At 67.9% G+C, this 21,457-nt stretch carries 23 protein-coding genes; 18 read left to right on the top strand and 5 right to left on the bottom strand.

Annotated elements, in window-relative coordinates:
• The first annotated feature begins 21 nt into the window (after window positions 1-21).
• Entirely contained in the window at window positions 22-303 is a 282-nt protein-coding gene (locus WC585_RS02915) for a hypothetical protein (RefSeq protein WP_373256019.1), read from the top strand.
• Here WC585_RS02915 and WC585_RS02910 read toward each other — a convergent pair.
• From WC585_RS02910 to WC585_RS02890, 5 genes are all read right to left on the bottom strand, one after another.
• Window positions 300-1,295, bottom strand: a complete 996-nt coding sequence (locus WC585_RS02910) for a mitochondrial fission ELM1 family protein (RefSeq protein ID WP_373256018.1) — start codon at window positions 1,293-1,295, stop codon at window positions 300-302. The two genes, WC585_RS02915 and WC585_RS02910, sit on opposite strands and share 4 nt — an antisense overlap.
• The gene (gene greA / locus WC585_RS02905) at window positions 1,286-1,759 is read right to left on the bottom strand and encodes a transcription elongation factor GreA (protein WP_373256017.1); all 474 of its coding nucleotides are present in this window, start codon (window positions 1,757-1,759) and stop codon (window positions 1,286-1,288) included. Before greA ends, WC585_RS02910 begins: the two co-directional genes overlap by 10 nt.
• Window positions 1,760-1,873: 114 nt before the next feature.
• A complete protein-coding gene (locus WC585_RS02900) occupies window positions 1,874-2,086 on the bottom strand; it encodes a hypothetical protein (RefSeq protein WP_373256016.1) in 213 nt (70 codons plus the stop codon).
• Window positions 2,087-2,177: 91 nt separating this feature from the next.
• Window positions 2,178-2,840, bottom strand: coding sequence for a glutathione S-transferase (locus tag WC585_RS02895; protein WP_373256014.1), 663 nt, complete (start codon window positions 2,838-2,840; stop codon window positions 2,178-2,180).
• A gap of 76 nt (window positions 2,841-2,916) precedes the next feature.
• Window positions 2,917-3,159, bottom strand: a complete 243-nt coding sequence (locus WC585_RS02890; protein ID WP_373256013.1) for a cysteine protease — start codon at window positions 3,157-3,159, stop codon at window positions 2,917-2,919.
• 109 nt (window positions 3,160-3,268) lie between these two features.
• Here WC585_RS02890 and WC585_RS02885 point away from each other — a divergent pair, with 109 nt between their 5' ends.
• From WC585_RS02885 to WC585_RS02805, 17 genes are all read left to right on the top strand, one after another.
• A complete protein-coding gene (locus WC585_RS02885) occupies window positions 3,269-4,570 on the top strand; it encodes a dicarboxylate/amino acid:cation symporter (RefSeq protein ID WP_373256012.1) in 1,302 nt (433 codons plus the stop codon).
• A 182-nt stretch (window positions 4,571-4,752) separates the two neighbouring features.
• A complete protein-coding gene (locus tag WC585_RS02880; protein ID WP_373256011.1) occupies window positions 4,753-5,064 on the top strand; it encodes a PepSY domain-containing protein in 312 nt (103 codons plus the stop codon).
• On the top strand, window positions 5,065-5,745 hold the full coding sequence (locus WC585_RS02875) for a response regulator transcription factor (protein ID WP_292173049.1): 681 nt from the start codon (window positions 5,065-5,067) through the stop codon (window positions 5,743-5,745). It abuts the gene before it with no gap.
• Entirely contained in the window at window positions 5,742-7,193 is a 1,452-nt protein-coding gene (locus WC585_RS02870; protein ID WP_373256009.1) for a sensor histidine kinase, read from the top strand. Before WC585_RS02875 ends, WC585_RS02870 begins: the two co-directional genes overlap by 4 nt.
• Before the next feature lie 80 nt (window positions 7,194-7,273).
• Window positions 7,274-8,617: a hypothetical protein gene (locus WC585_RS02865; RefSeq protein WP_373256008.1), complete on the top strand. Its 1,344-nt coding sequence runs from the start codon at window positions 7,274-7,276 to the stop codon at window positions 8,615-8,617.
• A 36-nt stretch (window positions 8,618-8,653) separates the two neighbouring features.
• A complete protein-coding gene (ccmI, locus tag WC585_RS02860) occupies window positions 8,654-9,460 on the top strand; it encodes a c-type cytochrome biogenesis protein CcmI (protein WP_373256006.1) in 807 nt (268 codons plus the stop codon).
• The gene (ccmE, locus tag WC585_RS02855; protein WP_373256005.1) at window positions 9,457-9,924 is read left to right on the top strand and encodes a cytochrome c maturation protein CcmE; all 468 of its coding nucleotides are present in this window, start codon (window positions 9,457-9,459) and stop codon (window positions 9,922-9,924) included. Before ccmI ends, ccmE begins: the two co-directional genes overlap by 4 nt.
• Complete coding sequence (locus WC585_RS02850) at window positions 9,921-11,921, top strand: heme lyase CcmF/NrfE family subunit (protein WP_373256003.1); 2,001 nt, start codon at window positions 9,921-9,923, stop codon at window positions 11,919-11,921. Before ccmE ends, WC585_RS02850 begins: the two co-directional genes overlap by 4 nt.
• Complete coding sequence (locus WC585_RS02845) at window positions 11,918-12,421, top strand: cytochrome c-type biogenesis protein CcmH (RefSeq protein WP_373256002.1); 504 nt, start codon at window positions 11,918-11,920, stop codon at window positions 12,419-12,421. Before WC585_RS02850 ends, WC585_RS02845 begins: the two co-directional genes overlap by 4 nt.
• A gap of 109 nt (window positions 12,422-12,530) precedes the next feature.
• Entirely contained in the window at window positions 12,531-14,093 is a 1,563-nt protein-coding gene (locus WC585_RS02840; protein ID WP_373256001.1) for a trypsin-like peptidase domain-containing protein, read from the top strand.
• A gap of 89 nt (window positions 14,094-14,182) precedes the next feature.
• Complete coding sequence (locus WC585_RS02835; RefSeq protein ID WP_373256000.1) at window positions 14,183-14,854, top strand: response regulator transcription factor; 672 nt, start codon at window positions 14,183-14,185, stop codon at window positions 14,852-14,854.
• Window positions 14,855-14,869: 15 nt separating this feature from the next.
• Entirely contained in the window at window positions 14,870-16,300 is a 1,431-nt protein-coding gene (locus WC585_RS02830; protein WP_373255999.1) for a sensor histidine kinase, read from the top strand.
• On the top strand, window positions 16,297-19,191 hold the full coding sequence (locus WC585_RS02825) for a bifunctional [glutamine synthetase] adenylyltransferase/[glutamine synthetase]-adenylyl-L-tyrosine phosphorylase (protein WP_373255997.1): 2,895 nt from the start codon (window positions 16,297-16,299) through the stop codon (window positions 19,189-19,191). Before WC585_RS02830 ends, WC585_RS02825 begins: the two co-directional genes overlap by 4 nt.
• A 69-nt stretch (window positions 19,192-19,260) precedes the next feature.
• Window positions 19,261-19,845: an EF-hand domain-containing protein gene (locus WC585_RS02820; RefSeq protein ID WP_373255996.1), complete on the top strand. Its 585-nt coding sequence runs from the start codon at window positions 19,261-19,263 to the stop codon at window positions 19,843-19,845.
• Window positions 19,846-19,971: 126 nt separating this feature from the next.
• On the top strand, window positions 19,972-20,535 hold the full coding sequence (locus WC585_RS02815; RefSeq protein WP_373255995.1) for an RNA polymerase sigma factor: 564 nt from the start codon (window positions 19,972-19,974) through the stop codon (window positions 20,533-20,535).
• Window positions 20,532-20,954, top strand: a complete 423-nt coding sequence (locus WC585_RS02810; protein ID WP_373255994.1) for a hypothetical protein — start codon at window positions 20,532-20,534, stop codon at window positions 20,952-20,954. The genes WC585_RS02815 and WC585_RS02810 overlap by 4 nt, the downstream gene beginning before the upstream one ends.
• Window positions 20,951-21,457 (top strand): periplasmic heavy metal sensor, encoded by a 507-nt coding sequence (locus WC585_RS02805; RefSeq protein ID WP_373255993.1) that lies wholly within the window; start codon window positions 20,951-20,953, stop codon window positions 21,455-21,457. The genes WC585_RS02810 and WC585_RS02805 overlap by 4 nt, the downstream gene beginning before the upstream one ends.

Raw genomic sequence — 21,457 nt, 5'->3', positions numbered from 1 at the left:
CAGGCAGGGCAGGGTATTCACATGGAAGGTCGCAGTTCGATCGGGATCGGCGTCGCGCTGGGCGTCTGTATCGGGACGGCCCTTGGCGTGGCTCTGGACAATGTGGCCCTGTGGCTCTCGCTGGGTATCGCTATCGGCGTCGGCATAGGCGTCGCCTTCGATCAGCGGAGGGCCAAGGCGCACAAGGCTGACAAGGGCGGCGACGGTTCTGGATTCAGTGACGGCGGGGGCCGCGACAAGACGGTTGATACCAGCGACGGCTCCGATGGTGGTGGAGACGGCGGCGGCGGGGGCGGCGATTAGGCCTCCAATCGCTCTGCGATGATCCGCGCCGCACGCTCGGTCTCGTTCAGCGGCTCATAGCTCCAGCTTTCCAGCCGCCCGTCGAAGGCTCGCGCCGCCCCGCGGTCGTGCAGGTCCTGATGCAGCCGCGAGAACTTGTCGGCCGGCTTGGTCGCCACCATCGGCAGGATGTGGACCGGTGTGCCGGTCGAGGCGGCCTCGGCGGCCATGTTAGCGCTATCCTCCGTGACCAGGATGTGGTCGGCGAACTGCAAGAAGGCGAAATAGGGGTTCGGACCTTCGCCGTTCCAAATCAGGCCGGGCAGATGCGCCAGCCGGGCCGTCATCGCCGCCTTGGCCTCCTCGGGCGTGCGCCGGGAATAGGTCAACATCAACGAGCCGCCCGCCGCTTCAATCGTCGTCGCGATGCGATCGGCCAGTTCGATGGCCTGGGCGTCGGGCAGATCGTGGGCACGGGACTTGCCACCGATCAGGACCGCGACACGGGGGTGGGGCAGGGGCTCCAGCATTTCTGCGAACGCTGATGCGCCCTCTGCCAGACGGGCGGGCGAGATGCGATGCGGCGATCCGGTGATGGACAGGATGTTGGGACCCTCGATCCCATCATGCCGGGGCGCGACGACCAGATCATAGTCCCCCGTCCGCCAACGCGGATCCTGCGTCTGGACCACGAAGGTCTTCCCGCCCGAGCGCCGTTTGGCCTCGATCGACAGCGGCAGGGTGGCCCGCCCCGTCGCGATCCAGACGTCCGGCCACGGCTCACTGGCGTACGGAATGGGATCGTCGGACGCCGCATCCAGCATCCACTTAGCCTTAAGCGCTGACGGCAGTTTGTCGAAGCCCTTACGCCAGCGCACCCGCTTCACGGTGATGACCGACGGCAAAAGGCGCTGGAGGGCTTCCGCCAACCCCAGCGCCTGATTTTCCATACCGGCCCGGCCGTCCGAGACGACCCAGAGCGAAAGCGGCGACCTGTCGGTCGCTACTTCCACTCGACCTTGAGGATTTCGTAGGCCTTGACGCCGCCGGGAGTGTTCACCTCGACCACGTCGCCGACCTCCTTGGAGATCATGGCGCGGGCGATCGGCGAGGCGACAGAGATCTTGCCCTGCTTCACGTCGGCTTCATGCTCGCCGACGATCTGGTAGCGGCCTTCTTCCTCAGTGTCTTCGTCCACCACGGTGACCGTGGCGCCGAACTTGACCTGGTTTCCGCTCAGCTTGGACACATCGATCACCTGGGCGCGGCTGATCTTGTCCTCGATGTCGGCAATCTGGCCTTCGATCCAGCCCTGTCGCTCCTTGGCGGCGTGATATTCGGCGTTCTCCGAGAGATCGCCATGCTCGCGCGCTTCCGAGATGGCCGAGATTACGCTCGGCCGCTCCACGGACTTCAATTGCTTCAGCTGATCGTCGAGGACACGGTAGCCCTCGGCCGTCATCGGCACTTTTTCCATATGTCGTGAGTTTCTTAGCTATCGCCCGACTGACAAATTGACCGGCACTTGTGATCGCAGGGCGCTTGCGACCGGCCAAAGAGGGTAGGGCACCCCGTCAAAACGTTCAAGACCCTATGGCCGATTGGCGACCCGTGTTCCGGCAACCCGGCGACGAGACAGAGCCCGGATGTGTTTCATCAGGCTCCAGGCCAGCCAGCCGAGGATAGCCATGCCGATGGCCATGAAAGCCACGGACACGATGAAGATGCCGGCCGCAATGAAGGCGAGCACGAAGGACAGGGCGGCGGCCAGGGCGGCGACGATTTGAATGGTTTTCAGGCGCATGAAGCCGTTAACGTGCGATCGATCCCGCGGTTGCTGCCGTCCAGCTCAACAGCCTGTGACTGTGTCCTGTTTGCCGCTTCGGGCGCTCCCGTCAGGCGTAGCTGTAGGGCCCACCCCGCTCCAGCGCCCGCTGATAGGCGGGGCGGGCGTGAATCTTCTTCAGGAACGCTGTCAGACGCGGCTTGTCGGCATAGGGTGCCCGGCTGGCACCGGCCTCGATGGGGAAGCTCATCATGATGTCGGCCGCGCTGAAATCGTCGCCCGCGAACCATTCCGACTTGCCCAGTTCGGCCTCCCAATAGGCCGTGTGGGACGCGATCTGCGGATCGATGAAACTGTCCTGGGCCTTGCCGCTGATGGCCTTGACCAGCGGCCGCACGAGGCCGGGCGAGCGTTTGGGAAGCTGGCCGAAGATCAGTTTCAGCAACAGGGGCGTCATGGCCGACCCCTCGGCATAGTGCAGCCAGTAGGTATAGCGCCGCCCGGCCTCGGAGCCGGTGGCCGGACGCAGCGCCGCACCGTTCGGGCCCTCCAGCAGATATTCAACGATGGCCCCTGTCTCGGCCACGCGTACCGCCCCGTCATCGACGACCGGCGACTTGCCTAGGGGGTGGATGGCCTTCAGCTCTGGCGGGGCCAGCATGGTGGCCGGATTGCGCTCGTAGCGTTTGACCTCATAGGGCCGTCCCATCTCTTCCAGCAACCACAGCACGCGCTGCGAGCGGGAATCGGCGAGGTGGTGGACGGTGATCATGAGGACGCTCCGAAAGCCTTCAGGCTGGGCGGCCACTCACGCATGTTGACGCTGCGTCCGTCCAGCCCTTTCGCGATCAGGCGCGGCGGCCGCTCCAGCGCTGACGCGGATGCGCTTTGGATTTGGTGCCGGGGCGCTGGGATTGCGTCTGCGACGGGTTTGCTGCGCGGCGATCCCGGCGCGCCTCCCACAGCTGGAACGCCAAGGTCGCCAGCGCCAGCTTGCCCGCATGCCGTCCGGCCACGCGGCGTCCGCCCTTGCTGAACAGCAGGCCGCCGACCAGGGTCACCAGGCTGGGCGAAATCTTCGGAATAGGCATGGATCAAGTCTCCTTCGGCGACCTAACGCGCCACAGCCTTGGCCGTTCATTGCGGCGCTCCCCTGCGACATCGCTTCGCAGAGGCCGATTCACGCGCTAGCGTCACCGCATGGCCCAATCCCGCACCGCTGCCGTCATGTCGTCCCTGTCGCTCCGGGTGCTGGTCGCCCTGATCGCCGGCCTGGCCGCAGGAGCGGCGGCCCAGGCCTGGGGCATTCCCGGCGGCACCGCCAGTGTGGCGGCCATCGACGCTCTCGGCCAGCTTTGGCTGAATGCCCTGAGGATGACGATCATTCCGCTGGTCTTTGCCCTTCTGGTCACCGGCATCGCCTCGATCGCGGATGCGACCTCTACGGGGCGGCTGGCGGTCAAGGCGCTGATCGTCTTTGCCGTCCTGCTGGTCTTCGCCACCGTCTATGCCTTCGCCGCCTCCATGGGGCTGCACGCGATCTGGCCAATCAATATCGCCGAGGCCCAGGCCTTGCTGGGTGGCATTTCCCCGGATCAGGCCGCCGCCGTCGCCGAGGGGGCAAAGTCCGGCGGCTTCGGGGCCTTTGTCGCGGGACTGGCCCCGTCCAACCCGATCAAGGCTGCGGCGGACGACGCCATCCTGGCCATCGTGGTCTTCGCCATTGCGTTTGGGTTCGCCACCACCCGCCTGCCGGGCCGGTTGCGCCAGCCCATAGCCATCTTCTTCGAGGCCGTGGCCCAGGCCATGATCGTGATCGTGCAATGGGTGCTGTGGGCCGCGCCGGTCGGGGTCTTTGCCCTGGCCATGGGCGTGGGCCTGCGGGCCGGTATCGGGGCGGCGGGGGTGCTGGCCCACTATATCGCCATCGTCAGCCTGGCCATCATCGGCCTGATCCTGATCCTCTACGCAGTGGCCACGCTCTGGGGCCGGATCGGCCTGGGCCGGTTCGCGCAGGGCATCGCCCCGGCACAGGTCGTGGCCTTCTCGACCCAGTCGTCGCTGGCCAGCCTGCCGATCATGGTCGAGCGGGCGGTCGGTCGCCTGGGCGTATCGGGCGCGACGGCGGGACTGGTCCTGCCGCTGGCCGTCGCCGTCTTCCGCATCACCTCGCCCGTCGCCAACCTAGCCGTCGTCATCTATTGCGCCCACCTGTTCGGGGTTCAGATCACCCTGCCGGTCATGGTCGCAGGCGGCCTGACCGCCATGGCCATCAGCGTCGGCACCGTCGGCCTGCCGGGCCAGATTTCCTTCTTCGCCAGCGTCGCCCCCATTGCGCTTGCCATGGGCGTGCCGCTCGAACTACTGCCCCTGTTGCTGGCGGTCGAGGTCATCCCCGACATCTTCCGCACCGTCGGCAACGTCACCGCCGACCTGACCGCCGCCCGCATCGTGGAAGGCCGCGACGCCGTCGCCGACCCGGAGGCGGCGGCGGGGATTTAGGACGCTCAGAATGATGAAGCCGACAAACAGACTGCCGGTCATCCGTGCGTCTGCATTCGGCCAGGGAGAATGCCAGGCTGCATCCCTGAGCTGTCCATCGCAAAAGACCGGCGCGAACGGTGAAATCTGTCTAGACTGTTCGTTCAGCCATCGTTCAGAGCCTGGGGCCTAATCACACCGTCATGTCACGGATTTTAGTCATTGCTGCTGCCGCCCTGATGGCTTGGGCCCCTCTGTCAGAGGCGGCTGCGCAGGATCGCGGGGCGCGTGGGCGAGGCCCTGAGCGCGAGCAATCGCGTGAGCCGCAGCGGGAGCGGCCGTCCATCAGTGCGGGTGAGGCTTTGTCCATTGCGCGAAGCCGTGCGCGCGGCGCACGTTTCGTCGGCACCATGGCATCCGGAGGCGGGACCTATGTGTTTCGCTTCGAGAGCCCCGAGGGCCGGATTTTCGATATTACCGTCGACGCCCGCACGGGCCGCGCGGGAGGAGGCTGAATGCGTGTTCTGCTGGTAGAAGACGACGTCGATCTGTCGCGTCAGTTGAAGACCGCCCTGGGCGACGCCGGCTATGCCGTCGACCACGCCGCCGATGGCGAAGAGGCGCATTTCCTGGGCGACACCGAACCCTATGACGTGGTGGTGCTGGACCTGGGCCTGCCCAAGATCGACGGCGTGTCCGTTCTGGAACGCTGGCGGCGCGACGGCAAGACGACGCCGGTGCTGATCCTGACGGCGCGCGGAGCATGGTCGGACAAGGTGTCGGGCTTCGATGCCGGGGCCGACGACTATCTGACCAAGCCCTTCCATACGGAGGAGCTGCTGGCCCGCCTGCGCGCCCTGCTGCGCCGCTCAGCGGGGATCGCCTCGGCGACCCTGTCGTGCGGCGGCCTGCGGCTGGATCCCCGCGCGGCCCGCGCCACGGTCAACGGCGAGCCCCTGCGTCTGACGTCGCTGGAGTACCGCCTGCTGCATTACATGATGATGCATCAAGGCCGGGTCATCAGCCGGACCGAGCTGGTCGAACATCTGTACGATCAGGATTTCGACCGCGATTCCAACACCATCGAGGTCTTCGTCGGCCGCCTGCGCAAGAAGATCGGCTCCGACCGGATCGAGACGGTGCGTGGCCTGGGCTATCGCCTGACGCCGCTGGCGGGTGAGTCCGAAGCGGCGTGAGCCCAGCCAGCGATCAGGGGGATGAACCGACGTCGGAGCCGGTCGCCGCGCCCCGGTCCTGGGGTCGCTATTTCGGACGGCCAGGGCGGTCGCTGACGCGGCGTCTGATCTGGTTGGCTTCGGCCTGGATCATCGTGGCGCTGGTGCTGACCGGCTATGTTCTGACATCCCAGTTCCAGGAATCGGCTCTGCGCCGGCTGGGCACCACCTTGCTGGACACCATCGACGAGACGGTGGTGGCGACCAACGCCACCGAGTTCAGCGTCGTGACCCGTCCCATAGGAGATGCGCGGACGCAGCGACTGCTGTCCGGAAAATACTGGGTCGTGGCCGAGGTCCGGCCGAGTGGGGCGGTGCATTTCCTGTCGCGTTCGGCCTCTCTGCCGGGCGGGGAGCTGACCGTGCCTGCCGAACTGCCCGCGCGTCTCGCTGAGGCCAAGGGGCAGGTCATCAGCTATAATGACATCGGCCCCAAGGACGAGCCCCTTCGGGTCGCCGCCAGCATGAAGCAACTGCCGGGACGGACGCCGCCGGTCATCTTCATCGCTGCCATCGATCGCTCCGATGTGGATGCCGATACGCGCCAGTTTGCGCGCGTCACCTGGATCGCCCTGCTGATCCTGGGCCTGGGTCTGGTCGCGGCCGTGTTCATTCAGGTCCAGATCGGCCTGCGCCCCCTGTTCGGGCTGCGCAACGAGATCGCCGATGTCCGCAAGGGCCGGGCGGCCCGGGTGGTTCAGCACTATCCGATCGAGATCCAGCCGCTGGCTGAGCAGGTCAATCGCCTGCTGGATGCCAATCAGGATACGGTGGAGCGCCAGCGCACCCACGTCGGCAACCTGGCCCATGCGCTGAAGACGCCTCTGTCGGTCATGCTGGCCGAGGCGGGAAATCAGTCGGGCCAACTGCCCGATCTGGTACGCAAACAGTCCGAGATCATGAAGGCCCAGGTCGAGCATCACCTGCGCCGCGCCCGCGCCGCCGCCCGGGCCCAGAGCCTGGGCGAACGCACCCCCATCGGCGACGTGCTGGACGAGATGGCGGTGATGCTGGAGCGGGTGTTCGAAGAGAAGGGCGTCGAGATTGACTGGCGGGCACCGGACGACCTGGCCTTCCGCGGAGAGCGGCAGGACCTGCAGGAAATCCTGGGCAATCTGATGGAGAATGCCTCGAAATGGTCGAAGCGCCGGGTACGCATCTCCGCCGGCCCGACCGGTCTCGGCCAGATGGTGGTGGTCGTCGAAGACGACGGCCCTGGCCTGCCCGCCGATCAGCGCGAGGCGGCGCTGGAGCGCGGGGCGCGCATGGACGAGACGACGCCGGGTTCGGGCCTGGGTCTGTCGATCGTGGTCGAGCTGACCCGGGCCTACGGCGGGCGGATCACCCTGGGCGACAGCGACATGGGTGGGCTGAAGGTGCTGCTGGAGCTGCCCAGCGCCGAGCTTTGATGCGTTTCGACAGCGAATTTTAACTCCGGCATGATCAGAACGGCCAAGGTCGCATCGACCCTGGCTCTCGGGATTACAGTATGTCCGGGCTGACGAACGCCCAGCGCGAAGGCTTGCGTGCCCTGATGTCGGGGCTGAATGACGTGCGCCTGGGCAAGGTCGCCACGGCTGTTCGAGCCATGCCGGGCGAAACTGCGGAGGCCCTGCAGGTGATGATCGGCGTCGAACTGCGCGAGCGAAAGCGCAAGCTCAGGGTACTAAGGCCTCTGTTGCCCATGTTTCGTGCCCGGCGAGACGACGTGCAGGCGCTGACGTTTCCACCCGTTGTACTGGATCGGCTTTGGGCTGCCGCGCGGACGGCGGAGCCCGAACTGCTGACCCGCCTGGACGGAGGTGAGGCCGAGGCGGCGTTGGTGGCCGAGCGGTTGGGAATCGCGGCAGCGAACGCGGTGCGGGACAGGCCCGACGACATCTGGCCGGACGCCTATGTGGAGGCGTTGGAAAACTTGATCCTGTGTCTGGACCTGCTAGCCGTGGCGCGGCGGGCGGCGGCGGGTCTGGAGGGTTGGCTGAAACGCCCCGACGAGGAGCAACTTGCGGCCCTGCGTTTGGTACTGCGCGATGCGGAGGCGATCAGTCCCGAAGGGCCGCGCGCCCTTCTCGACATCCTGTTCGCCCACATGGACGATGCGGTGCTTGTCCTGCGTCTGCTGCCGCACTTGTCGGGAGCGGCAGCCTCGGTCTCGCTGATGAGCGGCTCGGAGTTCGGTGTTTTCGTCGACCGCCTTGTGGCCGCGATGCAGATGCGGGCCGGCCGGATCAATACCTTCCGGCCAGGTCGAAACATGGCCGGCCTGGAGGCCGTCATGGACGATCTGGACTGGTGCGCCACCGTCCTGGCCGAGATGGACGTGGTCCTGGATCCCGAACCTCACAGCGCATGGGGCCAGGTCATGCGCAAGACCCGTCAGTCGGTGGGGGGCACGCTGTCCAATCTGATCGCGGCCAGTGGCTCGGCGGTCGAGGCTGGCCTGCCGATGACACGCACGCCGCTGGCCGGGCGGATGACCCGGCGCACGCCGCGGCTGTATGCCGAGACGACGCCGGGACCCGATGCGGCAGGGCCTCTGTTGAAGTTCGTTGCCGGTTTGCGAAAGACCGCCCCGGTGTTCGGTTGCGAGGCCGAGCGCCAGAGACTGGTGGAGGCGCTCACCATTCGCTTGAGCGACTATGCCGACGAGGCCCTGACGCTCGTCAACAATGGCGACGTCGCGGACAAGCCAGGGGCCCTGAAACAGATCAAGCGGGCCGCGACCTGGCTGGCTCTGATCGAGGCCAGGGATGCGGCCCGGTCCGTGCGACGGCGGGTCGCGGTGGCCGACGGCGTCGCACCTGCCGACAAGGCCTCGTCCGACGCCGCCTGATCGGCTAAACGGCGCACAATGACGGTTTTCTGGATCATGACAGCCCTGGTTGCGGCCCTGGCCGGCCTGCTGGTGCTCAGTGCGGCGCGGCGCGGGTCCGATGCGGCGGGCGAGGCCGAGACGGTGGCGGCCGCCGTCGAACTGTCCGAACTGGATCGGCTGAAGGATCGGGGGCTGCTGGACGAGGCGGGTTGGACCGCCGCGCGGGCCGAGGCCGGACGGCGCATCCTGTCGGCGGAACGTCAGGCGGCACCCGTGATGGCGGGACGACAGGACCGGACCTGGGTGCTGGGCGGGATCGGTCTGGCGGTGGCGGCGACGCTGGGGCTGTATTTCCTGATCGCCACCCCGGGTCTGCCCGATCAAGGCTTCGAGAGCCGTGTCGACGACTGGGCCACCTCGCCCGAGACGCTGGAAGCCCCTCAGATCGCGGCCGTCGTGGCCCGCGTCGTGCGCGACCGACCGGACGATCGCCAGGCACTGCTGATGCTGGGGGCCGCGCGGTTCGAAGCCAATGATCCGCTGGCAGCGGCCTCGGCCTTCCGCCGGGCACTGGAGCTGGATGCGGAGGATCCGCAGGCTTGGGCGCGGTTGGGCGAAAGCCTGGTGCGGGCCAATGGCGGCATCGTCGGCGCGGATGCGGAGGCGGCGTTCCGGGAATCGCTGAGCCGCGACGCCGATCAGCTGGGTGCCCGTTACTTCCTGGGCGAGGCGGCGCTGACGCGGGTCGAGACGACCGTAGTACGCCAGATGTGGTTGCCGCTGATCGCGGCGCTTGACCCTGCCGATCCTCGCCGAACCGATCTGGAGCGTCGCCTGCCGCCCGAGGGGGCCGCACGATGAGCTGGCTGCCAAAATCGCCCAAGGCGCGGCGCAGGCTGTGGGTCGTGGCGGCCGTCGCGCCGATCCTGGCCCTGGCCGTCGGCCTGTCGCTGTATGCCATGCGCGACAGCGTCACCTTCTTCTTCTCGCCCTCAGAAGCCACGGTAGAAAAGGCTCCGGCGGGTCGCGTGGTTCGGTTGGGCGGGCTGGTCGAGGCGGGCAGCGTGTCCAATCCCGGCTCCGGCGAGGTCGCCTTTGCTGTCACCGACAATGTCGCCACGACGCGCGTCGTCTATCGCGGCGACCTGCCCGACCTGTTCCGCGAGGGGCAGGGGATCGTGGCGCAGGGAGCCTTCCTGCCCGACCGCACCTTCCGCGCCACCCAGGTCCTGGCCAAGCACGACGAGAACTACATGCCGCGCGAGGTTTCCGACCGCCTGAAGGAAACCGGCGAATGGCGACCGGCTGAGGCGAGCCAGCCGTGATTATAGAGCTTGGGGCCTTCGCCCTCATCCTGGCGCTCGTGCTGTCAGTGCTGCAGACGGGTTTCGCCGTAGCCGGGCGGCTGCGGCGCAGTCCGGTTCTTGCCGGTGCGGCCGAGGGCGCGGCTCTGGCGAGTGCGCTGGCGGTGGCTCTGGCCTTCGCCGTCCTGATCTTCGCCTTCGTGATCTCGGACTTCTCGGTCTCCAATGTCGCGGCCAACAGCCACACCGACAAGCCGATGCTCTACAAGGTCGCCGGGGCCTGGGGCAGCCACGAAGGCTCGCTGGTGCTGTGGTGCCTGGTCCTGACCGGGTTCGGGGCGGTGCTGGCGCGGGCGCGCGGCCTGCCGTTCGGGCTAAAGGCCTGCGCCGTCGCCACGCAAGGCGCTCTGGGGGTGATGTTCATCGCCTTTGCCGTCTTCACCTCCAATCCGTTTGCGCGGCTGAACCCGGCCCCCTTCCAGGGCGCATCGCTGAACCCCCTGCTGCAGGACCCGGCCTTGGCCTTCCATCCGCCGCTGCTCTATGCGGGCTATGTCGGGCTGTCGGTCTGTTTCTCGCTGGCGGTGGCCGCCCTGATCGAGGGCCGGCCCAACTCCAGCTTCTGGCCTGCCTGGGGACGGTGGGTGCGGCCCTGGGCCCTGGCCAGCTGGGCCTTTCTGACCGTCGGCATCGGGCTGGGCAGCTTCTGGGCCTATTATGAACTGGGCTGGGGCGGCTGGTGGTTCTGGGACCCGGTCGAGAATGCCAGCTTCATGCCGTGGCTGGTGGCTGCGGCCCTGCTGCACAGCGCCGTGGTGACCGAGCGGCGTGGAGCCCTGGCCGGATGGACGACCTTCCTGGCACTGCTGGCCTTCACCTTCTCCATGCTGGGGGCGTTTCTTGTGCGGTCCGGCGTCCTGACCAGCGTGCATGCGTTTGCGGTCGATCCTCAGCGCGGCCTGATGCTGCTGGCCATTCTGGGCGTGACGGCGGGGCTGGCCTTTGCCCTGTTCGCCTGGCGCGCGCCCAGGCTTAAGGGTGGCGGCCTGTTCGCCCCGGTCAGTCGTGAAGGCGCTCTGGTCCTGAACAACCTGTTCCTGACGGCGGCCGCGGCGACGGTGCTGCTGGGCACCCTGTATCCCCTGCTCCTTGAGGCGACGTCCGGCGCGACCATCTCGGTCGGCCCGCCCTATTTCGCCCTGACCTTCACGCCCCTGATGGCCGTGGCCTTCCTGATCCTGCCCGCCGGGCCCCTACTGGCGTGGAAGCGGGGCGATCTGAGAGGCGTGAGCCAGCGTCTGATCGTGGCGGCGGGGCTGGCGCTTCTGGTCGCGCTGTTGGGCTGGATGGCGTTCGAGCCGAAGAAGGCGCTGTCGGCTCTGGGCATCGGCCTGGGCGGCTGGTTGATCCTGGGCAGTCTGGCGGAATGGGCTGAACGGGTGCGGCTCTTCCGGGTGCCGGTGGCCGAGACCTGGCGGCGCGCGCGTGGCCTGCCGCTGGGAGCCTGGGGCATGACCCTGGCGCATGCGGGCCTGGGCGTCTTCGTCCTGGGGGCGGTGGTCGAGACGGGATACCGGCTGGAGGCTGCGCGCCCCTTGGCCATCGGCCAGTCCATCGAGGCTGGGCCCTGGATCGTGCGTCTGGATGCGGTGCAGGTCGTCGAGGGCCCCAACTATCTGGCGGAGCAGGGGCGTCTGACGGTGGACCGCGCCGACGGCCGTTCGCCCTCGACCGTCACCGCCGAACGGCGCTTCTTCCCGGCGGGTGGCCAGACGACGACCGAGGTGGGGCTGGATTTCCGGGGTCTGGACGATGTCTATGTGGTGCTGGGCGAGCGGGCGCGGGCGTCCGACGGAGCCGCCGCCTGGAATGTGCGTGTGTGGTTCAATCCCTGGGCGCGGCTGATCTTCCTGGGGCCGACGATCATGGCCCTGGGCGGGGCGCTGTCGCTGTTCGACCGGCGGCTGAGGGTTGGGGTGGGCAGGCGACGGACTTCGGCTAAGGCGGTGAAGGCGTGAAGCGGATTTTGCTCATCGCCGCGACGTGCTTCGCATTGGGCACGCCCGCCTTGGCCCAAGAGCCGCCCGCCGCGCCCGACCGGCCCTTGCCCGATGCCGCCCAGGAAGCCCGCGCCCAGGCCCTGTTCGACGACATCCGCTGCGTGGTCTGTCAGCATGAGGCCATTGCCGACAGTCCGGCAGGGATCGCAGGCGACATGCGCGGCCTGGTGCGGGACCAGATCGCCGATGGAGCCAGCGACCAGCAGATCCGCACCGATCTGGTCCGGCGCTACGGCGATTTCGTCCTGTTTAAGCCGCCGGTGCGGGGCGGGACCTGGCTGCTGTGGTTCGGGCCGCTGATCCTGATGCTGGCGGCGGGGGCACTGATCCTGCTGCGCGGACGGCGTCGTCCGGTCGAGGTCGCGCCCCTGACGCCGGAAGAGGACGCGCGCCTCAGCGATATTTTGAAGCAGGAGGCGGTTCGCCGCGATCCTGACGCAAAGCCGTCCAACGACTAGCGTTTCGCGGCGGCAGGATTGCCCCACGGGGACAGTGCGTTAGGCTGTCGCTTCTGACTGATGACTGAGCGGATGCATTCGCGTTCGCCAAGGGAAGACAAGGCTGTCGATGATGAAGCGTAAGGAGTTCATGCTGGGGGCCGTCGCGGGTCTCTTCTTTGCCGCCGCCGCCACGGCGGGCGGGGTGATCGACTGGCCGACCGCTGAGGCCGGGCCCGTCGCGGGCGTCTCGGGCCGGGTCAATGCCAGTGCCGGGGCCAATGGCGTCGCCTTCGCCCCGCCGCAGGGGGCTCCCCTCAGCTTCGCCGACATCTTTGCCCAAGTCTCGCCAGCGGTCGTCCAGATCGAGGTCGAGACGCGGCGCGAGGCTGGTCCTCAGGACAGCCTGATCCAGATTCCGGGCCTGCCCTTCGCCATCCCCAATCCAAATCAGGGCCAGCAGGACGAGGACGGCGGCGTGCGCGGTCGCGGGGCCGGCTCCGGCTTCTTCATCTCCGCTGACGGCTTCATCGTCACCAACAACCACGTGGTCGAAGATGCGACGGAGATCACGGTCAAGCTGGCGGACGGACGTGAGATCGAGGCGACGGTCGTCGGCCGCGACGAGGCGACCGATCTGGCCGTCATCAAGGTCGATGGCTCTGACTATCCCTTTGTCAGCTTCGAGGAGTCGGCCCAGCCGCGTGTGGGTGACTGGGTCGTCGCCGTCGGCAATCCCTTCGGCCTGGGTGGCACGGCCACGGCCGGTATTGTCTCGGCCCTGGGTCGCGGCAGCCTGGACAGCCGCACACCTTACACGGACTACATCCAGATCGACGCGGCCATCAACACCGGCAACTCCGGCGGTCCGACCTTCGACATCTATGGCCGCGTGATCGGGGTGAACTCTGCAATCATCTCGCCAGGCATGAATGGAGGATCGGTCGGCATCGGCTTTGCCATTCCGGCTTCGGTCGCCAAGCCCACGACGGACCGGCTGATGCGTGGCGAGACCATCGCGCGAGGCTATCTGGGCGCGACGCTACAATCGTTGTCTCGGCCACAATGGCGCGCCTTGGGTCTGCCGGACGATTTCAAGGGAGCCTATGTCGCTGACGTGACTCCGGGAGCTCCCGCCGCAGAGGCTGGCCTGCGTCAAGGCGATTACATGGTGAGCGTCAACGGCACGGTGGTTGATGGAAGCACTGAAGCAACCCGCGAGGTCGCTCGCGTCAGTCCGGGTGAGAACATTCGCCTGGAAATCATACGTGACGGCCGTCGTCAGACACTGAACGTGCGATCGGGAACACGACCTTCAGAAGCTGAACTGGCTGCGCTCAACTCGGGGCCGGGCGGGTCAACGGCTCCGGCTCAACCACCCGCAACCCCGGGTCAGGTCGTCGAGGGTTTGACATTGTCGGCCATCACGCCCGCTTTGCGCCAGCGATACGAGATTCCCGATGCTGTCACGGGCGTCGTCATCACGGACGTTGCGCGGGGCTCAGCAGCAGCCGGTGAGCGTCTGCAAGCCGGCCTGGTCATCACGAGGGTCGATAATAAGATAGTCAACACTCCCGCCGAGGCAGAAGCGGCCATTGAGGCCGTCCGCGCGTCGGGTCGCCCCGGTGTGCTGCTATTCATCCGGACGCCACAAGGCGGAGTGCCTATCGTCCTTCCGCTCGCGGACGACTGATCGTCCGAAGTCTGTCCAACCCTTAACTCACGGGTTCGCCGCCGATGCGCTAACATCGGCGGCGAATCTGTATCTGGGAGGGGCTGAACATGCGCATTCTGGTCGTCGAGGACGATGCCGAGGCCGCGACCGCCATGGTCCGGGGTCTGACCGAGGCGGGGCACGAGCCGACCCACGCCGTGGACGGGGCCTTCGGCCTTCTGGAGGCTCAGAAGGGCGGCTATGACGTCTATGTCGTGGACCGTATGATGCCGCGCCTGGACGGCATCGGCATGGTCGAGACCTTGCGCAAGGATGGCGACCAGACCCCGGTCCTGTTCCTGTCGGCCTTGGGCGAGGTCGACGACCGCGTCGCGGGCCTGAAGGCCGGGGCCGACGACTATCTGGTCAAACCCTATGCCTTTTCCGAACTGATCGCCCGGGTTGAGGCCCTGTCGCGCCGCCGCGAGACCGGCAGCGTGGCCACCATGCTGAAGGTCGGCGATCTGGAGATGAACCTGATCAGCCGCGACGTGCATCGCGCCGGCCGCGAGATCGACCTGCAGCCGCGCGAGTTTCAGCTTCTGGAGTTTTTGATGCGCCACGCAGGCCAGTCGGTGACCCGCACCATGCTGCTGGAGAAGGTCTGGGAATACCATTTCGACCCCCAGACCAATGTCATCGACGTCCACATCAGCCGCCTGCGCGCCAAGATCGACAAGGGCTTCGACCACGCCATGCTGCAGACCGTGCGTGGGGCGGGTTACAGGTTGGAGGCCTAGGCCCCACAGCTTCAGATGCGTCTTCCCTCTCTCCTTCGCCGCACGCCCTTCCGGCTGACTCTGCTGTTCCTCGCCCTGTTCGCGGCGGCGGCGGCGGCGATCCTGGCCTATGTCTATGTCGCCTCGGCGTCCGAGGCGCGGGCGCGGACCCAGGCCGAGGTGACCAGCGAGCTGACGGTGCTGACCGATATCTATCGGCTGCGGGGGCTGGATGCGCTGAACGCCGCCGTGGTGGATCGCACCATCACGGGCGGTTCCTACCTCTATATGCTGATGGACCCGCAAGGGGCGCTGATCACGGGCAGCCTGACCGAGACGCCCATCGACATCGTGCCGCAAGGCACGGCCGACAGCGGGGCGACGCCGACGTGGGATACCTTTCGCTATACCGACAATGACGCCAGCGGGCGGGTGACGCGGCCGGAATCGCTGGGGGTCCAGGTCCGGCTGGCGGGCGGCGAAATCCTGTTCGTCGGCCAGTCGATGGGCGACACCGAGGCGTATCTGGCGCGGCTGACCCAGGCGTTGTGGGGGGCGATGGGGATCGTCCTGCTGCTGGGTCTGGCGGGCGGTCTGCTGATCAGCCGCAATCTCGAGCGGTCGATGCGTCGACTGCAGACGGTGGTCACCGGTGTGCAGGAGGGTGATCTGAAGGTGCGTGCCGCCGTGCGCCAGAACGGCGACGAACTGGACGAGCTGGGTCAGGGGTTGAACACCATGCTGGACCGGCTGGAGGGGTCGATGGCCTCCATCAGGCATGCAGGCGACGCCATCGCCCACGACCTGCGCTCGCCCCTGACCCGCATGCGGGCCAAGCTCGAGGTCGCGCTGATGGATGCCGAGGACGGCAAGATCGACGGCGTCGATGCGGTCCAGCTGGCGCTTGATGAGGCGGACAGCCTGCTGAAGACCTTCAACACCGTGCTGGCCATCGCCCGGTTGCAGGCGGCGGCGGGCCATACGCCGGACCCCAAACTGTTCGACGCCGCCGATCTGGCCGCCGACATGGCCGAGCTGTACGAGCCCGCCAGCGAGGACAAGGGGCTGGAGTTCTCGGCCGAGATCGAGCGCGGCCTGATGATCGAGGCCAACCAGCCCTTCCTGGCCCAGGCCCTGGCCAACATCATCGACAATGCCATCAAATACACCCCGACCGGCGGGGCCGTGATGCTGAGAGCACGACGTCGTTCATCCGGCGAGATCGAGTTTTCGGTCACCGACACCGGCCCGGGCGTTCCCGAAGACGACCGTGCGCGCGTCACCGAGCGGTTCGTGCGCCTGGACAACAGCCGCACCGAGGCGGGGTCGGGTCTGGGCCTGTCATTGGTCGCGGCGGTGATGGAGGCCCACGGCGGGCGTATCCAGCTGGACGAAGGGCCCGGCGTCTACAACGGCTTCGGCCCCGGCCTGCGCGTGGCCCTGGTGGTTCCGGCGGCGGGCGGATGAGGCTGGCGGACAGTCTGCGCCCCTGCGGGCCTGTGGTCAGTGCCGGAGCCGCCGACCGTGCGCACGAGCGGCTGACCGAGGCGGCGAACGACGGCGGGTGGGCCACGACGCTGGAGGCCGCCTGGTCTGGTCTGGCTCCGGTCTTTGCCGCCGCTCCCTATCTTTTCGGTCTGGCGCGTCGGTGGCCGGACACCTTGCGGGCTTTGCTGGAGAGCGATCCCGATCAGGCGCTCGACGCCCTTCTGGCCCGCACCGACGCCCTGACCGGCGGGGCGGACGATATCCGTGCGCCTCTGCGTCGCCTCAAGGCCGAACTGCATCTGCTGACCGCCCTGTGCGATCTTGGCGGGGTCTGGAACCTGGATCAGGTGACGGGCGCACTCAGCCGGTTCGCCGATGCTTCGACCCAGGCGGCCCTGCGCGCCGTGGCCCAGGACCAGCGCGAGCGGGGCAAGCTGGTCTCGCCGCCCGATGATCCGCGCGGACCTGTGCCCGGCCTGTTCGGCCTGGCCATGGGCAAGCATGGCGCGTTCGAGCTGAACTACTCCTCCGACATCGACATCAGCCTGTTCTGGGAGCCCGACGCCCTGATCCCCGCCCTGGCCGAGGGGGTGGAGCCCCAGCGGTTCGTCGACCGCATGGCTCAGGCCCTGTCGACCCTGATGCAGGAGCGGACGGGCGACGGCTATGTGTTCCGCGTCGATCTGCGGCTGCGGCCCGATCCGTCCTCGACCCCGCCAGTCGTCGCCGTACCCTTCGCCCTGTCCTATTACGAAGGGGTCGGCCAGAACTGGGAGCGGGCGGCCTTCATCAAGTCGCGCGCCATGCTGGGCGACATCGGCGCAGGGCAGTCTTTTCTGAAGGCGCTGAAGCCTTTCATCTGGCGTCGCAGTCTCGACTATCCCGCCATCCTCGACATCCAGTCGATCAAGCGACAGATCCACGTCCACAAGACCGGCGAGGGCCTGGAGGCGGCGGGGGCAAACTTGAAGCTGGGGCGTGGCGGGATCCGCGAGATCGAATTCTTCGCCCAGACCCAGCAACTGATCCTGGGCGGGCGCGATCCGGTCCTGCGCAGTCCACGGACCGTCGATGCCCTGGCCCGGCTGCGCGATGCCGGTCATGTGAGCGCCGAGGTCTGCGCCGAGCTGACCGCCGCCTATGTGCGCCTGCGCGGGCTGGAACACCGTGTCCAGATGCTGGATGACGAACAGACCCACAGCCTGCCGGTCGACCCGGTACGCCGGGCCATGGTCGCGGCCCTGGCCGGAAAGGGCGATCTGGCCGCCTTCGACGCCGACGTCGAGACCCTGCTGGTCCGGGTCAACACCCGCTATGGCGAGCTGTTCGAGGGCGAGGAGGAATTGTCGTCCTCCTATGGCTCGCTGGTCTTCACCGGGGTGGAGAACGATCCGGAGACGCTGGCCACTCTCGGCCGGATGGGGTTTGCCGAGCCGGCCTCCGTCGCCGACACCATCCGCAGCTGGCATCACGGCCGGATCCCCGCGACCCGCAGTGCCCGCGGGCGGGAACTGTTCACCCGTCTGGCCCCGCGCTTGCTGACCCAGCTGGCCGATCTGTTTCAGGATGATCCCGGCGCGGTGGATCCCGCCTTCCGCCGCTTCGCCGTCTTCTTCTCGGGCCTGAACAGCGGCGTTCAGGTCCAGGCGCTTTTCCTGGCCCAGCCGAAACTGTTCGATCTGGTGCTGGGACTTCTCGCCTTTGCGCCCCGGCTGGCGCGGACGCTGGGGCGCTATCCGGCAGCGCTGGACAGCATGCTGGATGCGCGGTTTCAGACCACGCTGGGCGTCAACACCGGCCTGTTCGACCAGATGGCTTCCGAAGCCCGCGCCGCCCCCGATTTCGAGGAGGCGATGAACGCCGTGCGCCGTTTGCACCGCGACCAGATGTTCCGCATCGGGGTGCAGGTCCTGACTGGCCGGATCGATCCCGAGGAGGCGGGCCGCGCCCATGCCGCCCTGGCCGATGCGGTCATCACAGCCCTGGCCCCCGTCGCCATGACCGAGACGGAGCGTCAGGGCGGGCACCTGCCCGGCGGCGTCGTCGCCGTTGTCGCCCTGGGCAAGGCCGGGTCGCGCGAGATGACGGCCAGCTCCGACCTGGACCTGATGACGGTCTATGACGCGCCGGACGAGGTCGTGTCCGACGCCAAGGGCTGGGCGGCCGGGGTCTTCCAGGCCCGATTCACCCAGCGACTGATCGCGGCCTTGTCGGCGCATACGGCAGAGGGCGGCCTGTATGAGGTCGACATGCGGCTGCGGCCCGGCGCGGCCAAGGGGCCGGTGTCCCTGCGGCTGTCGGCCCTGATCGACTACTATGCCGGCGAGGCGGACACCTGGGAGTTCATGGCCTTGACCCGCGCCCGCGTCGTCTGGGCCAGCGATGCTGCGTTTGGAGAGCGGGTGACGCAGGCTTTGGCCGACATCCTGCGACGCCCCCGTCCGGGCATCGATGTCGTCGCAGACGCAAGACGCATGCGCGACCTGATGAGCCGCGAGCGGCCGGGGCAAGGGGCGTGGGACCTGAAACTGGCCCCCGGCGGTCAGGTCGATGCCGAGTTCGTGGCCCAGGTGCGGCAACTGACGGCCGCGGCGAAGGGCGGGGCGCTGACCGTCTCGACGCTGAAGGCTCTTGCTGAGGACCCGGCCCTGTCCGACGCCTGGCGCTTGCAGCAGGCCCTGAGCCAGCTGCTGAGCGCCGCCTTCGACGAGCGCCCGGACCCGTCACAGGAGCCTGCCGGGCTGCGCCGCCGTCTGGCCGAGGCGGCGGGATGCCCGGATTTCGAGGCGCTGACCGATCGGTTGGCACAGGTCCAGCGACAGGCGCGCGAGGCGTTCGATCGGGCGCTCCCACCACTCGCGACGGAATGACGACACTGTCGCGTTTGATCTCCTGACAGGGCGACCCGACCGCTGCGGCGGTTTCAGGAGACAACCGGAATGAAGAAGACTATCGTGATCGGTGGCATGGTCGCCGTGACCTTTGCCGCCCTGGCTGGCGGCGTCATGGCGCAGCAGGCCAATCGCCCGGCGCGCGCCGAGGCCGAGATGACCCAGGCCGCATTCGTCGACGCCCGCGTGGCCCGTCTGACGGCCGCAGATGCCAACAACGATGGCACCGTGACCGCCGAGGAACACCAAGCCGCTCGTCAGGCGAAGCATGCCGAGCGCTCCGAGGCCCGCTTTGCCCGCATGGACAGCAACGGTGACGGCTCCATCAGCCGGGCCGAGTTCGACGCGTCGCGTGAAGCTCGTGCCGGGCGTGGACCGCGTGCCGAGCGCGCAGGCATGCGTGGCCCACGTGGCGGTCGCGGTGGCGATCGCGCCGCTCGCATGGCGGATCATGGCCCGGTAGTGATCGCCGATGCTCGTGCCAAGGCCGAGCAGGCCTTTGCCCGCATGGACACCGACAGCGACGGCACCGTCACCGCCGCCGAGCGTCAGGCTGTGCGTGGCGAACGCCGGGCCCGCATGAGCGAGCGCCGTGCTGAGCGTCAGGCCGCGCCTGCGCCGATGGCGGAGTAGCCCATGTCCGGGGCGGCGATCAGCGCTGTGATGCAACTCGCCGCCCCGGCGCGTGTTTCGGCTCGACCCGGATCAGGATTCTGGTCCAGAACAGCGCTCTGGCGGGAGCGAACCGATGAGGCCGGATTGGCGCTGACCGCCGACCCTGATGAAGATCTGGTGCGCCGCGTGGGTCAGGGTGATCCGGCGGCCATTCAGGCGATGGTGGCGCGCAAGCTGCCGCGCATGCTGGCGCTTGCCCACCGCATGTTGAACGACGCCACTGAAGCCGAGGACGTGGCCCAAGAGGCGATGTTGAGGGCTTGGAAACAGGCCCCGCGCTGGACGCCGGGGACTGCCAAGTTCGACACCTGGCTGCACCGGGTCGGGTTGAACCTCTGCTACGACCGGCTGCGCAAGCGGCGCGAGATCGCCACTGACAGCCTGCCTGATCGTGCTGACGACGGCCCGGCCCCCGATCGCGGACTGATGGCGGCGGACACCGGCGCACGGGTGGAGGCGTCCCTGGCCCGGTTGCCGGATCGCCAGCGCGAGGCCATCGTGCTGTGCCACTATCAGGAACTGACCAATATCGAGGCTGCTGCATTGATGAAGATCAGCGTGGACGCACTCGAAAGCCTGTTGTCACGCGGACGGCGGGCATTGAGACTGGCCCTGGCCGATATCCGGCCCGGAGCCGAAGGAGCATGACGACCATGACCCCGGCGCGATTCATCGCCCTGACAGAGGCTTACGGTGCGGACCGCCGACGCTGGCCCGAGGCCGAGCGCGCGACGGCCGATGCCTTCGCGGTCCAGCATCCTGATATGGCCGGGCAGATTCTGGCCGACGCTGATAGTCTGGACGCTTTGTTGTTCGCCTCGCGTCCTCCACAGCCATCGGCGGCCCTGCGTGATCGCGTGATCGCGGCGGCTATCGTTCGTGCTCCGCGCAAGAGCTGGCTGAGCCGTTTGGGCCTTGCCATGGGCGCGGGTTGGGCGGCGGCGGCCTGTGCGGGCGTGGTGGCGGGCGTGGTCATGACCGATCAGTTCACCGCCAATGCCCAGGCGGATGCCGTGCTGTATCAATCGACCCTGGTCGGGGTGGACGACACCGAGGTTCTGGGATGACGTCGCGTGGCCTGAAGATCGCGCTAGGCCTGTCGGTGGCGCTGAACCTGTTCGCCGTAGGGGCCGGGACGACCCTTTATCTGTCGCAGGCACGGATCGCACAACAGGTGGAGGCCCAGACCCGGCCCCAGCGCGAAGGCTCGCCGCAGCGCCTGTTTGACCGCCTTTCTGCCGAAGAGCGGCCGCGCATCCGCGCTGCGATGCGCGCTTCGGCCCTGGCCGCCCGTCCTGATTTCGAGATGGCCCGCGAGCGGCGTCGGGAGGCGATCGCCATGGCGGCTACCGAGGACTTCGATCAGGACCGCCTGACGGCCTTGCTGGCGGATTCGCGCGAGGCGGACCAGCGGGGTCGTGCGCGCATGGAGCGCGACACAGTCGCCCTTCTGGCAACGGTCGAGGGCCAGGACCGCGTCGTCCTGGCGGAAATTCTCAAAAAGCGCCGTGAGCGCAACCGTTCTTCCAGCAATGGAAGGAGTGCGCCCTCACAGCCCGGAACCAACTAG

It is taken from the genome of Brevundimonas sp., assembly GCF_041648055.1.
In the GTDB taxonomy this organism is placed as follows: Bacteria; Pseudomonadota; Alphaproteobacteria; order Caulobacterales; family Caulobacteraceae; genus Brevundimonas.
The sequence above is the reverse complement of the archived record's forward strand: the minus strand, read 5'-3'. Positions and strand labels throughout refer to the sequence as shown.

Coding starts and splice junctions, on each gene's coding strand:
- WC585_RS02895 (WP_373256014.1), bottom strand. CDS start 2,840: ATGATCACCGTCCACCACCTCGCCGATTCCCGCTCGCAGCGCGTGCTG.
- WC585_RS02900 (WP_373256016.1), bottom strand. CDS start 2,086: ATGCGCCTGAAAACCATTCAAATCGTCGCCGCCCTGGCCGCCGCCCTG.
- WC585_RS02820 (WP_373255996.1), top strand. CDS start 19,261: ATGAAGAAGACTATCGTGATCGGTGGCATGGTCGCCGTGACCTTTGCC.
- greA (WP_373256017.1), bottom strand. CDS start 1,759: ATGGAAAAAGTGCCGATGACGGCCGAGGGCTACCGTGTCCTCGACGAT.
- WC585_RS02805 (WP_373255993.1), top strand. CDS start 20,951: ATGACGTCGCGTGGCCTGAAGATCGCGCTAGGCCTGTCGGTGGCGCTG.
- WC585_RS02875 (WP_292173049.1), top strand. CDS start 5,065: ATGCGTGTTCTGCTGGTAGAAGACGACGTCGATCTGTCGCGTCAGTTG.
- WC585_RS02810 (WP_373255994.1), top strand. CDS start 20,532: ATGACGACCATGACCCCGGCGCGATTCATCGCCCTGACAGAGGCTTAC.
- WC585_RS02840 (WP_373256001.1), top strand. CDS start 12,531: ATGATGAAGCGTAAGGAGTTCATGCTGGGGGCCGTCGCGGGTCTCTTC.
- ccmE (WP_373256005.1), top strand. CDS start 9,457: ATGAGCTGGCTGCCAAAATCGCCCAAGGCGCGGCGCAGGCTGTGGGTC.
- WC585_RS02915 (WP_373256019.1), top strand. CDS start 22: ATGGAAGGTCGCAGTTCGATCGGGATCGGCGTCGCGCTGGGCGTCTGT.
- ccmI (WP_373256006.1), top strand. CDS start 8,654: ATGACAGCCCTGGTTGCGGCCCTGGCCGGCCTGCTGGTGCTCAGTGCG.
- WC585_RS02825 (WP_373255997.1), top strand. CDS start 16,297: ATGAGGCTGGCGGACAGTCTGCGCCCCTGCGGGCCTGTGGTCAGTGCC.
- WC585_RS02885 (WP_373256012.1), top strand. CDS start 3,269: ATGGCCCAATCCCGCACCGCTGCCGTCATGTCGTCCCTGTCGCTCCGG.
- WC585_RS02890 (WP_373256013.1), bottom strand. CDS start 3,159: ATGCCTATTCCGAAGATTTCGCCCAGCCTGGTGACCCTGGTCGGCGGC.
- WC585_RS02830 (WP_373255999.1), top strand. CDS start 14,870: ATGCGTCTTCCCTCTCTCCTTCGCCGCACGCCCTTCCGGCTGACTCTG.
- WC585_RS02835 (WP_373256000.1), top strand. CDS start 14,183: ATGCGCATTCTGGTCGTCGAGGACGATGCCGAGGCCGCGACCGCCATG.
- WC585_RS02880 (WP_373256011.1), top strand. CDS start 4,753: ATGTCACGGATTTTAGTCATTGCTGCTGCCGCCCTGATGGCTTGGGCC.
- WC585_RS02865 (WP_373256008.1), top strand. CDS start 7,274: ATGTCCGGGCTGACGAACGCCCAGCGCGAAGGCTTGCGTGCCCTGATG.